Source organism: Nonomuraea sp. H19 (assembly GCF_052068215.1).
Taxonomy (GTDB): domain Bacteria; phylum Actinomycetota; class Actinomycetes; order Streptosporangiales; family Streptosporangiaceae; genus Nonomuraea.
This window is the reverse complement of the sequence record NZ_JBQHCV010000005.1, coordinates 281,687-295,811: the sequence shown is the minus strand read 5'-3', so window position 1 is coordinate 295,811 and position 14,125 is coordinate 281,687. Positions and strand designations below refer to the sequence as shown.

The following is a 14,125-nucleotide window of genomic DNA, read 5'->3' as shown; positions in this document are numbered from 1 at the left end:
GGCTAGGGCCTCGGCTGGAGGCGAGGGTGCGCACGTCATCGTACGGTCGCAGCATGACGAGGAAAGCGTTGACGGCGGGCCTGGTGGCGATGGTGTCGCTGGTGGCCTTCGAGTACCTGGCGGTCGCCATCGCCATGCCGGTCGTGGCCAGGGAGCTCGGCGGGCTGGAGCTCTACGGGCTGGCCTTCAGCGGGGCGATGGCGGCCGGGGTGGTCGGGACGGTGCTCGGCGGGCGGTGGGCGGACGTGCGCGGCCCTGGGGCGCCGCTGTGGACCGGTGTGGCCGGTTTCATCGCCGGGCTGACGGTCGCGGGGCTGGCGCCGAGCATGGAGGTGCTGATCGCGGGCCGGTTCCTGCAGGGATTCGGCGGCGCGCTGGTCAGTGTGGCGCTGTATGTCGTGGTGGCCCGGGTCTATCCCGAGCGGCTGCATCCCAAGATCTTCTCGTTGTTCGCGACCGCGTGGGTGGTGCCCTCGATGGTGGGGCCGGCGATTGTGGGAGTGGTGACCGAGACGCTCGGCTGGCGCTGGGTGTTCCTGCTGGTGCCGATCCTGACCGTGGTGGGCGGTTTGATGCTGCTGCGCGGCCTGGCCGGGCAGCCGCTACGCGGCGGGCAGAGTGAGCCCGCGCCCGGCCTGCTGGGGAAGATCGGCTGGGCCGCGGTGACGGCCGTGGGCGCCGGGCTCATGCAGTACGGCAGCGGCGGGCGACTCCCGTTGCTGATCGCCGGCTTGGTCGTGCTGGCCGTGGCGCTGCCCAGGCTCCTTCCCACCGGTACGCTCCGCGCCGCCCGCGGGCTGCCTGCCGTGATCGGGTTGAGAGGCCTGGCCGCCGGGGCGTTCTTCGCGGCCGAGGTGATGGTGCCGCTCATGCTGGTCGAAGAGCGCGGCCTGTCGGCGCTGGCCGCCGGGTTCGCGCTCACGGGCGGCGCCCTGACCTGGTCGTTCGCCTCCTGGCTGCAGGGGCGGGAGATCTTCAGCCGGATGACGAACCTGCGCCTCGGCTCGGCCATGATCGCGCTCGGCATTCTGCTCATGGGCACGGTGGCGTTCACCGCCGTGCCGGTCGCGGTGGCGTACCCGTCGTGGATCATCACCGGTTTCGGGATGGGGCTGGTGTATCCGACGCTGTCCGTGCTCACGCTGGAGCTGTCGGCGCCGGGCGAGCAAGGGGAGAACAGCTCGGCGCTCCAGGTCGGCGAGTCGGTGTTCTCGGTGGTGTCGGTGGCCGTCACCGCCGCGTTGTTCACGGCCGTCGGCTCCGGCTATTGGGCGGTGTTCGCGGCCACGCTGGCCATGGCGCTGGCGGGGCCGGCGATCGCGCCGCGCTCGATCCGGACCGGTGCTCCGGCGCGACAACTCGCGAAGACGTGACGCGGGACCCGAAGACCGGGAACCGGTGGCGGGAGCGGGGCCGGGGCGCCGGCGAGGGCGGTCCCGCCGACCCGGGCGGTCGGCGGGACCGATGCTCTAGTCGACGCCTACCGGCGTCTTCGTCCGCCGCGTCATCAGCTTCTTGTACAGCGGCATGAGCAGGACCAGGGCCGACAGTATGAGCAGCACGGCCGCGATGGGGCTGCGGACGAGCACGCTCACGTCGCCCGCCCCGATGGCCAGCGCCCGGCGCAGCTGGATCTCCGCCATCGGCCCCAGGATCAGGCCGATCACCGCGGGCGCGACCGGCAGGCCGAAGCGGCGCATGGCGAATCCGAGCAGGCCGAGCAGGTACAGCACGTACAGGTCCACCACGCTGCCGTTCAGCGCGTAGACGCCGAGGGCGGCGAACAGGACGATCCCGGCGTACAGGTATGGGCGCGGGATCCGCAGCACGCGCGCCCACAGCGGGGCCAGGGGCAGGTTGAGGACCAGCAGCATCGTGTTGCCGATGAACAGCGACGCGATCATGCCCCACACCAGCGCCGGGTTGTGGTCGAACAGCTGCGGTCCGGGCTGCAGGCCGTACTGCTGGAAGGCGGCGAGCAGGATCGCGGCCGTCGCCGACGTCGGCAGGCCGAGCGTCAGCAGCGGGACCAGGGTGCCCGCGGCCGAGGCGTTGTTGGCCGCCTCCGGGCCGGCGACGCCTTCGATGGCGCCCTTGCCGTACTCCTCCTTGGCCACGCCGCGAGCCAGGCGCTTCTCGGTCGCGTACGACAGGAAGGTGGGGATCTCCGCCCCGCCCCCGGGCAGCGCGCCGAACGGGAAGCCGAGAGCGGTGCCGCGCAGCCATGGCCGCCACGAGCGGCTCCAGTCCGCCCGCCCCATCCAGGCCCGGCCGACGGGCATCACCTCGGGGGGCACGTGACGCAGCCGGGAGGCCACGTAGAGAGCCTCGCCGAGGGCGAAGAGGCCGACCGCGACGATCACCACGTCGATGCCGTCGAGCAGCTCGTTGAGGCCCAGCGTGAGCCGCGCCTGCCCGGTCTGCTGGTCGATGCCGACCAGCCCGATCATCAGGCCGAGGCCCAGGGAGGCCAGGCCGCGCACGATCGAGCGGGACAGCACCGACGACACGGCGGTGAACGCCAGGATCGCCAGCGCGAAGTAGTCCTCGGGACCGAACGAGATCGCGAACGCCACCACGGCCGGGGCCGCGACCACCAGCAGGGCGGTCGCGATGGTCCCCGCCACGAACGAGCCGATGGCGGCCGTGGCCAGCGCCTGGGCGGCCCGGCCGCGCCGGGCCATCTTGTTGCCCTCCAGCGCGGTGATCATCGAGGACGACTCGCCCGGCGTGTTGAGCAGGATGGACGTGGTCGAGCCGCCGTACATGCCGCCGTAGTAGATGCCCGCGAACATGATGAACGCGCTGGCCGCCGGCACCGTGAACGTGATCGGCAGCAGCAGCGCCACCGTCATCGCCGGGCCGATGCCGGGCAGCACGCCGACCAGGGTGCCGAGCGTGACGCCGACGAGCGCGTACAGCAGGTTGACCGGGGTGAGCGCGGCGGCGAAGCCGTCGAGCAGGAGTTGCAGCGACTCCACCTAGATCACTCCTTGCAGCGGGCCGCCGGGCAGCGTCACGCCCAGGCCCTTGACGAACAGCAGGTACGTGGCGATCCCCAGGACCACCCCGACCCCGGCCGCGCGGAACTTGTGCTCGGCGCCGAGCGCCACCGACAGCCCGAAGAACAGCAGGCTCGCGCCGATGATCCAGCCGAGCGTGTTCAGCAGCACGGCGAAGGCCAGGAAGATGCCGCTGACCAGCCCGACGCTGCGCCAGTCCGAGGGCGCGTCCACGTCCACGTCCTCGCTCTCCTCGGGGTCGCCGTGCCCGCCGCGCAGCACGTCGAGCACGTAGAACAGGCCGACGAGCACCATGGACCCGCCCACCAGCATCGGGAAGAACCGCGGCCCGATGCCGAGCTGGGAGGCCGCCGCCGAGACGTCCAGCGTCCCGATCACGACGAACACGCCCAGCCCCAGCACCACGACCGCCAGCCCCAGTTCGGGCCGCCACCACCGGGCCATCAGGAAACGAGCCCCATCTCGGCGATGACGGCCTTGACGCGGGCCTGCTCGGAGTTCAGGTAGTCGGCGAACTGCTGCCCGGTCTGGAAGGAGTCGATCCAGCCGTTCTTGGCCACCGCGTCCTTCCACGCCTGCGAGTCGTGCATCTTGGTGACCACGTCGGTCAGCGCCTTCTTGTCGGCGTCGGAGAGCCCGCCGGGGGCGACGAAGCCGCGCCAGTTGGCCAGCTCCACGTTCAGGCCGCCCTCCTTCAGCGTGGGCGCGTCCAGGTCGGGGAGGCGCTGGCCCGAGGTCACGCCGAGTGCGCGGAGCTTGCCGGACTTCACGTGCTCGGCGAACTCGCCGACGCCCGAGATGCCCGCGCTGACCTTGTTGCCGAGCAGCTCGTTGAGAGCCTCGCCGCCGCCCGAGTGGGCGATGTAGTTGACCTGCTTGGGGTCCACGCCCGCGGCCTTGGCCATCAGGCCGGCCACGATGTGGTCGGTGCCGCCCGCAGAGCCGCCCGAGATGGACACCTTCGCCGGGTCGGCCTTCCAGGCCGCCACGAAGTCGGCCAGCGTCTTGTACGGGGACGCGGCCGGGACCACGATGATCTCGTACTCCTCGGTCAGCTTGGCGATGGGCGTGGTCTCGGCCAGCGTGACCTTCGACTTGTTCTGCTCGATGGCGCCCACCATGACCAGGCCCATGGTCATGAGCAGGTTGCCGTTGCCCTTCTCGCCGGCGAGCTGCGCCAGGCCGATCGTGCCACCGGCCCCGGGCACGTTGTACACCTCCACCTTGCGGTCGGGCACGGCGGTCTTGAGCGCCTGCTCGGCCGTACGGGAGGTCTGGTCCCAGCCGCCGCCGGGCGAGGCCGGGGCCATGATGCGCAGCGTGCCTGAAGCGGTGCTGCCGCCGGTCGCGCCGCAGCCGGCCAGGGCGCCGAGTGAGAGCGCCGCTAGTGCGGCGAATATGCGCAGGCGCATGATCAACTCCAATGGGGGGATTTCACGGTTATGAAAATGGGATGGTGATTCCCAATCCCGTCCACGTCGAGGCTTTGCATGCTTGCCGTCGTAGTGGTCGTATTGGTCGCGACCTGGACGTGACCTGGGTTTGTTTCCATGTGGACCGTGAGAAGAGTGCGTGACGCCTCACTGGGGACTCAGCTGTTCGTCCTCCAGATGGTGATCGTGTTGCTCGCCGTCGGCGGCACTGCCGGCGTGTGGGCCAGGCACACGCGCAATCAACTCGACTATCTGCACCAGCAGCGGACGCTCGCCATCGCCCAGACGGTGGCCGCCCTCCCGCAGGTCCGCGAGGCCTTCAAACTGCCCAACCCGGAGACGGTGCTGCAGCCGCTGGCCATGAGCGTCCAGCACGAGACCGGCGCCGACTACGTCGTGATCGCCAACGCCGAGCAGAAGCGCTACACCCATCCCAACGCCGAGCTGATCGGCAAGAAGCTGTCCACCGACGGCACCGCGGTGCTCAGGACCGGCGACAGCTGGGTCGGCACGGAGACCGGCACGATCGGCACCACGGTCAGGGGCAAGGCCCCGATCCGCGACGAATACGGCAACATCATCGGCCTCGTCTCGGTGGGTGTGCTGCAGACCACGGTCATGGGCCAGCTCGGCGCCGCGCTGCCGCCGCTGGTCTGGACGGCGCTGGCGGTGCTGCTCGCCGGCCTGGCGCTGGCCGCGATGATCACCAAGCGGGTGCGCAGGCAGACGTTCGGACTGGAGCCCCGGGAGATCGCCGCGCTGCTGGAACAGCGCGAGGGCGTGCTGCACGGCGTCAAGGAAGGCGTGCTCGCGCTCGACCTCGAAGGCCGCGTGACGCTGGTCAACGACGCCGCCCGCGAGCTGCTCGGCGACGTGGGCGAGGACCTGACCCGGATGCCGATCTCCGACCGCATGCGCGACGTGCTCGGCGGCGCCGACCCCGGCGAGGACCGCGTGGTGCTGCACGGCGAGCGCGTGCTGGTGCTCAACCGCACCCCCGTGTCCGTACGGGGCCAGCATCGCGGGTGGGTGGTCACCCTCCGCGACCGCACCGAGCTGGTCCGCCTGGCCCGCGAGCTCGACGACACCAGCAGCGCCACCGAGGCGCTGCGGGCCCAGGCGCACGAGTTCGCCAACCGCATGCACACCGTCATCGGCCTGCTGGAGCTGGGCGAGCACGAGGCCGCCATCAACTTCATCACCCGCACCACGCGCGGCGCCTACGTCACGGACCTGCGCGAACGCGTCCAGGACCCCACCCTCGCCGCCTTGCTGCTGGCCAAGTCCGCCGAGGCGGCGGAACGCGGCGCCAAGCTCGTCCTGTCGGAGGACTCGAGCGTGCCCGATGGCCTGCTCGGCGACCCTCAGGACGCGGTCCTGGTGGTCGGCAACCTGGTCGCCAACGCCATCGACGCACTCGACGGCGCGGAGGGCACGATCGAGGTGTCGGTCGTGGCCGACGACGAGGGGTTGCGCGTACGGGTCGGCGACTCGGGCCCCGGCATCGCCCCCGACCTGGTGGACGAGGTCTTCAGGGAGGGCTTCACCACCAAGGCCGCCCACTCCGGGCCGCGCGGCCTCGGCCTGGCCCTGACCAGGCAGGCGTGCCTGCGCAGAGGAGGCTGGGTGCGCGTACGCAATTCGGACGGCGCGGTCTTCACCGCCCTGCTGCCGGCGAAGACCGCGGTTGCTGTGCGCGAGCCGCCGAACGGAGTGAGGCAATGACCGCGAGGGAGTGCCGTCGCCTGGAGGAGCGGCGGGAGCGCAGCGACCAGAGCGGGGGAAGGCGGCGGCGTCTGGCGACCGAGCCGCCGAACGGAGTGAGGCAATGATTCGCGTGCTGGTGGTGGATGACGACTTCATGGTCGCGCGCATCCACAGCGGATACGTGTCCCGTATGCCTGGATTCGGGGTCGTCTCCGTGGCGCACACCGGCGCCGACGCGCTCGCCGCCGCGGCCGAGCTCAGGCCCGATCTCGTGCTGCTCGACATCTACCTGCCCGACATGTCGGGCCTGGAGGTGCTCAAGGCGCTCCACAACGTGGACGTCCTCATGATCAGCGCTGCCCGCGACGTGCCCACCGTCAGGGAGGCCATGCGCGGGGGCGCGGTCAACTACCTGATCAAGCCGTTCACCGCCGCCGCCCTGACCGAACGGCTCCAGCAGTACGCCGACACCCGCAAACGCCTGACCGCCATCGGCCCCGAGGCGCGCCAGGACGACGTGGACCGCCTCTTCGGCACGCCCAAGACCGGCACCGCCCCCATGCCGAAAGGGTTGTCCGCGGCCACCTGCGCGCTGGTGGCCGATACCCTGCGAGAGGCGGGCCGGGACCTGTCGGCGACCGAGGCGGCCGAGCTCTCGGGCTTGTCGCGGGTGAGCGTCCGCCGCTATCTCGAATATTTGTGCGTGGCCGGTCAGGCCGAGTTCCGGCCACGTTACGGCACGGCCGGACGACCGGAACATCGCTACCGGTGGCTAGGTTGACACATTTCCGTAGCCATTTCCCGTGACATATGCGGATCTCCGTGCCTTACTGTTGCCTGAGACTTGGCTGCGGACCCGGGAGGTGATTGAGGCGTGCCAAACGCCGGACCGATCGAATCACCGACCGACCCGTTCGCCTCGGTGCCACTGCCCTCGTCGAGTGTCTCCAGGAAGCCGCGGATCGAAGGATTACCCCCGGGTGTGTCCCGGGACATCTTCGGCCCGCCGGGCAGGCAGGAGCCGCGGCCGGCACAGAGCCCGAGCGCGCCGGGCGGTCCATCGGGAGGCGCGCTGCCGCCGGTGGCGCCGCCCGCGCAGCCCTGGCCGATGCGGGACAAGCAGCCGGTTCCTCCTACCGCATTCGGCATGCCGCAGCGGCAGCCCTCCTTCGACGACGACCACCACGAGCCCAGGCGGCGCCGGCTCCTGCCAGGGCTGCTCGTGTTCGTCGCGGTGCTCGCGGGCCTGGCGTACGTGGTGCCGGCCGTTCTCATGTCGGGCGCCGTGCTGCGCGGCACCCACGTGGCCGGCGTCGACATCGGCGGCCTGACCGTGACGCAGGCCGCCGACAAGCTGCGTACCGAGCTCTCCACCAGGCTCAGCAAGCCGGTCGTGGTGGACATCGGCGGCACCAGAGACACCATCCAGGCCGACGAGGCCGGGCTCGAACTCGACGTGGTCGGCACGATCGGGCAGGCGCCCAGCGGGTTTCCCAGCCCGCAGGAGGTGTGGCGGGGCCTGACCGGCACGACCGAGCTCCAGCCGAAGGTCACCCTCGACTCCTCGCAGCTCACCAGGACCGTCGAGGGCCTCGCTGAGAGCGTCGACAAGCCCGCGGTCGAAGGCCGGGTGTTCTTCACCGGGCTGCAGCCGAAGGCGCGGCAGGCCGCCGAGGGCGTGCTGCTCGACAGGGACGACGCCGTTCGCAAGATCAGCGATGCCTTCCTGAGCGGCGGCGCGGGCTCCGGCGCGGTGGTGCTCACACTGCGGCCGTCCCAGCCGCTCACCACGAACGAGTCCGTTCAGGCGGCCCTGGTCAAGGCGAAGCAGGCGGTCGCCGCGCCCATCACGCTGACCAGCGGCGACAAGCAGGCGCAGGTCACCCCGGCCATGATCGCCGCGAACCTGACGTTCAACGCCGACGGCGACGGCACGCTCGTGCCCGAGTTCGACGCCAAGGCCGTGCTGGTCCAGCTGGAGAGCCGGCTGGTCGACGCCGCCCAGCAGCCGCGCGACGCCACCTACGACATCGTGGACGACAAGCCGGTCCTGGTGCCCGCGCGCACCGGCCGGGGCGTGAACGACAAGCTGCTGGCCAGGGATGTCGAAAAGGTCTTCGACACGGGCGGCGACCGGACCATCCCCGTGCGGCTGGGCGCCGTCGAGCCCACCGTCACCACCCAGCAGATCAGCGGCCTCGGCATCAAGGAGATCGTGGGCTCGTTCACCACGACGTACGACTGCTGCCAGCCGCGCGTGAAGAACATCCAGCGCATGGCCCAGCAGCTCGACGGCTACCTGGTGAGGCCGGGGGAGACGTTCTCGATCAACGACGTCATCGGCGAGCGGACCGTCGAGGACGGGTACGTCGAGGCGGGGCAGATCGTCGGCGGGCGGATGGTGAACATCGTCGGTGGCGGCGTCTCGCAGTTCGCCACGACCATGTACAACGCGTCCTTCTTCGGCGGGTTCGAGGACGTGGAGCACCAGCCGATGGACTACTACGCGCCCCGTTACCCGGCCGGGCGGGACGTCGCGCTGCTCTATCCGGACCTGGATCTCAAATGGCGCAACGACTCCCAGGACGGCGTGCTGATCAAGACCGCCTTCACCGGCACCTCGGTCACGGTGGCGCTGTGGAGCACCAAGCGGTACGACAGGATCGAGGCGGTCGAATCGGAGCGGCGCAGCTTCACGCCGTTCCGCCGCGAGACCAGCTCGGCGCCCGGGTGCCTGCCGACGGCGGGCGAGCAGGGGTTCACGATCGACGTCACGCGGGTGTTCCACAAGAACGGCAAGGCGGTCAAGCGGGACAAGAAGCTGACCACGAAATACCGGCCCCAGCCCCAGATCACCTGCACCGCCACGACCCAGTGACCGGCCGTCCCCGGGCGCCGGCGGCGTGCGGGGACGGGTGGTCCGCGGCGCGTTGTGAGGCGGGGCCGGGTGGTCCGCGCGGCGTTATGAGGCGGGGACGGACAGGATGCGGTCGTCGCCAGGGCGGGGCGATCCTCTGCCGTCCTTGTTGCTGGTGCCGACCCACAAGGTGCCGCCAGAGGCCGCGGTGACCGCGCGGATCCGGCCGTACTGACCGGTGAAGTGGGCGACCGGCTTGCCCGCCGCGCCGTCCTCGCTCAGCGGCACCTGCCACAGGCGCGTGCCGCGTAGCGCGCCCACCCACAGGGAGCCGTTGGCGTACGCCATGCCGGACGGGGACGCCTCGTCGGTGGTCCAGGTGAGGATCGGGTTCACGAACCGCGAGTCGTCGCCGCGGCCCTCGACCTCGGGCCAGCCGTAGTTGGCGCCCGGTTTGATCAAGTTGACCTCGTCGTAGGAGTTGGCGCCGAACTCGGAGGCGTACAGCCGGCCCGAGCCGTCCCACGCCAGGCCCTGCACGTTGCGGTGGCCGTAGCTGTAGACGAGGGTGCCGAACGGGTTGCCGGGGGCGGGCTCGCCGTCCACGGTCATGCGCAGGATCTTGCCGGCGAGCGAGTCCCGCTCCTGGGCGAGCTCGTCGTCGCCGGTCTCGCCCGTGCCGACGTACAGGTAGCCGTCGGGGCCGAACGCGAGCCTGCCGCCGTTGTGGATGCCGGCCTTGGGGATGCCCTGGACGAGCACCTTCGGGTCGCCGAGGCGGTTGCCGCTGAGCGTGTACCGGACAATTCGGTTGTCCGCTTCCGCGGTGAAGTAAAGGAATATGTGCTGACTTTTGACCGCCACGCCCATCAGGCCGCCCTCGCCGTCCGGCCTCACTCCCTCGATCTTCCCCATCTCCGTCACCTGGCCTGCCGGGCTCACCCGCAGCAGCCTGGCGGTGTCCCGCTCGGTCACCAGCGCGTCGCCGCTGGGCAGGAAAGCGATCGCCCATGGCACGGCCAGGCCGGTGACCACGTCCTTCGGCTCGCCGGGGGCGGCGGGCCCGTCCACGGCGGCCGTGGGGAGCACCTCTCCGGCGCTGGAACAGGCGGTGAGCGCGGCCGCTAGCAAGATCGTCCAGAGCTTTCTCATGTGTTCCATACTCCCTCTCGAGCCGTAAGGTTCTCGGCATGAAGACGTGGGTTCCGTCCGATTCGGTGGCTGATGTTCTGTCCGACCTGCCCGGGGTTGAATGCCGCATTTACGATGGCACGTCCCCGATGCCGGAAGGGGTGGAGGAGGTGGAGGTCTGGATCCCGCCGCTCATCCCCGTCCCCGACGTGCCCGGCACGCTGGCCAGGATGAGCTCGCTGCGGCTGGTGCAGACCGTCACCGCGGGCGTGGATCCGTACCGTCCGCACATGCCCGAGGGCGCGGTGCTGTGCAACGCGCGCGGCGTGCACGACGCCGGGACCGCCGAGTGGGCGGTGGGCGCGATGATCGCAGCGCTCAGGGAGTTCCCCGGGTTCGTGGACGCGCAGCGAAGGGGCGAGTGGACCTACCACCACACCGGCGTGCTGGCCGACTCCACCGTGCTGATCGTCGGGTACGGCTCCATCGGCGGCGCGCTCGAAAGAAGGCTCGAGGGCTTCGAGGTGGACCTCGTCCGCGTGGCCAGGAGTGCCCGGGAGGGCGTGCACGGCCTGGACGAGTTGCCCGCGCTGCTGCCCCAGGCCGACGTCGTGGTGCTGCTCGTGCCCGCCACACCGGACACCGCCGGCATGGTCGACGCCGCGTTCCTGGCCCGGATGAAGGACGGCGCCGTCCTCGTGAACGCCGCCAGGGGCGGCATCGTCGACACCGACGCGCTGATCGCGGAGCTGAAAACCGGTAGGCTACGCGCCGCGCTGGATGTGACCGCGCCCGAGCCGCTGCCCGAGGGCCACCCCCTCTGGAGCGCGCCGGGCGTGCTGATCACCCCGCACGTCGCGGGCAGCACCCCCGCGTCCGGGCGGCGGATGCTGCGACTGATCCGCGCCCAGCTCTCGCGTTACCTCGCAGGTGAGCAGCTGATCAACATCATCACTGAATCGTACTGAGAGGATTCCGGAACGTGGCTGGTCCGTGACCTCCGGTGCGTACGGTTACGTTTGCAGGGGGCTCCTGACTCACTGTCAAGGAACTCTTGGCGGCAAAGTGGTCTGTGTGGTTATCAGATCGGTGACGACATCGGCGTTGTCACCACCCGTGTGCCCGCGACCGCACACACTGGCGAAGTGATCGCCGGTCTTCGGCGGTCGCAGGTGCAGAGTTCGAGACGGGATGGGCAACGACTGTGATCCGCTGGCGTGATCCACGTGCGCCGCTGACCGCCGCAGTGGCGGCAGGCGCGGTAGTGCTCGCCGCCGCGTTCCTCGACGACGGCAAGGCCCTGCTCGCCGGCGCCATCGCCGGTGGGCTCACGGCCCTCGCCGCCGCCGCGTCCCTGGTGGTCGCCTCGCTGCGGTCGGCGGGTAACCGCTCGACCGCGATGGCCGCCCGCTGGATGAGCGGGGGAGCGGTCATCTGGGGCGCCGGAGTGGCGCTGCGGCCGTTCGCCGACAGTTTCGTGTCCGGCTTCGCCGACATGTTCGTGCTGCTCGGTACGGTGGTCATGGCGGGCGGTGTGGTGATCGCCGCCGACCGCAAGTTTCCCGCGGGCGTCGTGCTGCGGCATATCACCGACGCCTATCTGTCCGCGGCCTCGCTCTTCCTGATCGGCTGGGTGGTGGGACTGCGCCACGTCTACGCCGCCGCGTCCGACCCGCCGGCGTTCACGCTGGTCATGCTGCCGCCGATGGTCGCGCTGCTGGTGACGTGCGCCGCGATCCCTTCCGTGCTCACCAGCAGGTCCTCTTCCTGGCTGCTCGGCCTGACGGGCGTCGGCGTGCTCGCCACCATGACCGTGGCCGGGCTGGCCACCGCCCTGACGCGGCTGGACGGCGGCGTGCCGCCGACCTGGACCGTGCTACTGGCGCCCGTGGCGCTGCTGTTGCTGGCCGCCGTCCCGTGGGGGCCGCGCGCCAGCAAGGCGAGCGGCCGCGCCGCCAAAAACGTGGTCGCGATGATCCCGCCGGCGCTGGTCGCCGTGGCGGCCTGCGCGCTGCTCGCCCACCTGGCCGGCGGGCGTCACACCGCGCCCGTCACCGGCGTCGTGGTGGTCGCGGTCTCCGTGGTGCTGCTCCTGCTCGTACGCCTGTTCGCGCTGTCGGCGGTCAACCTGCGCCTGCGCGGCCTGGTCAGGCTCGGCGAGCGGCAACTCAGGGAGCTCGCCGAGAGCACCGGCGACGTGGTGTTCCTCTGCGACTACGAGGGCGTGGTCCGTGAGATCGGCGCCGGGGTCGAGGTCACGTACGGCTACCGCCCCGACGACGTGGTCGGCACCGCGATCTTCGACTACATCCACCCCGAGGACGTGCCCGGCATCCAGGTCGCGCTGGGCGCCATGTACCTCGACGAGGACGACTCCGCCCCGGGCGCGTGCCTGATCGCCTGCCGGGTGCGGGCGGCCGACGGCACCTGGCGCCCCACCGAGTCCGTCGCCACCCGCCACGTCCGCGGCGACGAGCTGCTGCTGGTCACCACCAGGGACGTCAGCGACGAGGAGGCGTTGCGCAACCAGGTCGCCCACCTGACCTTCCATGACGGTGTCACCGGGCTGCCCAACCGGGCCTACTTCGAGGAGCGCACCCGCGAGGTGCTCTCCGGGCGCACCGTGGGCAACGTCGCGGTCATCTTCCTCGACCTCGACGGGTTCACCTCGGTCAACGACTCGGTCGGGCACGCCAGCGGCGACTACCTGCTCGGGCAGGCGGCCCGGCGGCTGCGCGGCGCCGTACGCGCCGACGACACGCTCGCCCGGTGGGGCGGCGACGAGTTCGCGGTGCTGGTGGAGACGGGCGGCGAGGCGCAGGTCGCGGTCGACCTGGCCGAGCGGCTGGTCCGCGCGGTCTCTCAGGAGCCCTTCCGGGTCGCCGACCGCGACGTGGCGCTGACCGCGAGCGTGGGCGTGGCCTTCGCCGAGGACGACATGCCCGCCGGCGACCTCATCCGCAACGCGGATGTGGCAATGGCGCGCTCCAAAGCGCTGGGCGGTCGGCGGGTGGAGGTGTTCGCCGCGCAGATGCACGCCGACGTGGTGCGCCGGCTGGAGCTGGCCGCCGATCTGCAGCGGGCGCTGATCGAGCAGCAGTTCGCCATCGAATACCAGCCCGTGGTCGACCTGGTGACCTCGCGGGTGACCGCGGTCGAGGCGCTCGTACGGTGGTGGCGCGGCTCGGTGTTCGTGCCGCCCGAGCAGTTCCTCGGACCGGCCGAGGACACCGGCCTGATCGTGCCGCTCAGCGAGTGGATCCTGCGCGAGTCGTGCCGCGAGGTGGCCGCCTGGCGGGCATCCTCGTGGGACATCGGCCTGTCGCTCAACCTGTCGGCACGTCAGATCACCGCGCCTCGCTTCGTCGAGACGGTCGAGGAGGCGCTGGCCGAGAGCGGGCTGCCCGCCTCCGCGCTCACCCTCGAAGTGATCGAGGAGATGCTGGTCGAGGACGCCGGGGAGACCGTCAAGCGGCTGTCGGAGCTGCGCGCCCTCGGGGTACGCCTGGCGATCGACGATTTCGGCACCGGCTACGCGTCGCTGGCGTTCCTCAGGCAGCTTCCCGTCGACATGATCAAGATCGACCCGTCGTTCGTGGCGGGGCTCGGCAGGGACGACACGCTGACGCTGCTGACCCGCACGATCGTGCGGCTCGGCCATGACCTCGGGCTCATCGTGGTGGCCGAGGGCATCGAGCGTCCTGAGCAGCTCGAACTGCTGCGGGAAATGGGCTGCACGCGGGGGCAGGGCTTCCTCGTGGCACGGCCGATGGCGGCGCGCGGGGTCGATTCGTTGATGCGGACAAGTCTCACTGTTTGAGACTTGTGTCCACCAAGTTGACACCAGGGCGTTCGGAGCGGCTATCGTGGACGACATGCTTCGCAGTGAGATTCTCGTAGTACTTCGCCGGCGCGCAGGCCGATAGCGAAGCACGACGACCTGCGCGCCGCCCCAGTCCCGCCGCCTGGTGGGA

General features: G+C 70.9%; 10 protein-coding genes. 6 read left to right on the top strand and 4 right to left on the bottom strand.

The annotated features are described in order from the left end of the window. The first annotated feature begins 53 nt into the window (after positions 1-53). Positions 54-1,373 (top strand): MFS transporter, encoded by a 1,320-nt coding sequence (locus tag ACTMTI_RS13155; RefSeq protein ID WP_441120560.1) that lies wholly within the window; start codon positions 54-56, stop codon positions 1,371-1,373. Between the two features lie 96 nt (positions 1,374-1,469). On the opposite strand, the gene ACTMTI_RS13150 is transcribed toward ACTMTI_RS13155, so the two are convergent. Genes ACTMTI_RS13150 through ACTMTI_RS13140 form a run of 3 tightly spaced genes read right to left on the bottom strand, consistent with a single transcriptional unit; the run spans position 1,470 to position 4,435 of the window. Beyond that, the gene (locus ACTMTI_RS13150; protein WP_441120559.1) at positions 1,470-2,981 is read right to left on the bottom strand and encodes a tripartite tricarboxylate transporter permease; all 1,512 of its coding nucleotides are present in this window, start codon (positions 2,979-2,981) and stop codon (positions 1,470-1,472) included. Next, on the bottom strand, positions 2,982-3,467 hold the full coding sequence (locus ACTMTI_RS13145) for a tripartite tricarboxylate transporter TctB family protein (RefSeq protein WP_441120558.1): 486 nt from the start codon (positions 3,465-3,467) through the stop codon (positions 2,982-2,984). Next, complete coding sequence (locus ACTMTI_RS13140; protein ID WP_441120557.1) at positions 3,467-4,435, bottom strand: Bug family tripartite tricarboxylate transporter substrate binding protein; 969 nt, start codon at positions 4,433-4,435, stop codon at positions 3,467-3,469. Before ACTMTI_RS13140 ends, ACTMTI_RS13145 begins: the two co-directional genes overlap by 1 nt. A gap of 147 nt (positions 4,436-4,582) precedes the next feature. Between ACTMTI_RS13140 and ACTMTI_RS13135 the strand changes: the two genes are divergently transcribed. The 3 genes from ACTMTI_RS13135 to ACTMTI_RS13125 all read left to right on the top strand — a co-directional run bounded on the left by ACTMTI_RS13135 (position 4,583) and on the right by ACTMTI_RS13125 (position 9,041). Further along, positions 4,583-6,181 (top strand): ATP-binding protein, encoded by a 1,599-nt coding sequence (locus ACTMTI_RS13135; protein ID WP_441120556.1) that lies wholly within the window; start codon positions 4,583-4,585, stop codon positions 6,179-6,181. Between the two features lie 103 nt (positions 6,182-6,284). After that, positions 6,285-6,944 carry a response regulator gene (locus ACTMTI_RS13130; RefSeq protein ID WP_441120555.1) on the top strand — a complete coding sequence of 220 codons (660 nt, stop codon included), beginning with the start codon at positions 6,285-6,287 and terminating at the stop codon, positions 6,942-6,944. 201 nt (positions 6,945-7,145) lie between these two features. Further along, the gene (locus tag ACTMTI_RS13125) at positions 7,146-9,041 is read left to right on the top strand and encodes a VanW family protein (protein WP_441120554.1); all 1,896 of its coding nucleotides are present in this window, start codon (positions 7,146-7,148) and stop codon (positions 9,039-9,041) included. A gap of 84 nt (positions 9,042-9,125) precedes the next feature. Here ACTMTI_RS13125 and ACTMTI_RS13120 read toward each other — a convergent pair whose 3' ends face one another. Then, positions 9,126-10,181 (bottom strand): PQQ-dependent sugar dehydrogenase, encoded by a 1,056-nt coding sequence (locus ACTMTI_RS13120; RefSeq protein WP_441120553.1) that lies wholly within the window; start codon positions 10,179-10,181, stop codon positions 9,126-9,128. A 29-nt stretch (positions 10,182-10,210) separates the two neighbouring features. Here ACTMTI_RS13120 and ACTMTI_RS13115 point away from each other — a divergent pair, with 29 nt between their 5' ends. Together ACTMTI_RS13115 and ACTMTI_RS13110 are read left to right on the top strand one after the other, a co-directional pair. Continuing rightward, positions 10,211-11,119, top strand: coding sequence for a 2-hydroxyacid dehydrogenase (locus tag ACTMTI_RS13115; RefSeq protein ID WP_441120552.1), 909 nt, complete (start codon positions 10,211-10,213; stop codon positions 11,117-11,119). Between the two features lie 236 nt (positions 11,120-11,355). Continuing rightward, the gene (locus ACTMTI_RS13110; protein WP_441120551.1) at positions 11,356-13,971 is read left to right on the top strand and encodes a putative bifunctional diguanylate cyclase/phosphodiesterase; all 2,616 of its coding nucleotides are present in this window, start codon (positions 11,356-11,358) and stop codon (positions 13,969-13,971) included. Positions 13,972-14,125: the final 154 nt, after the last annotated feature.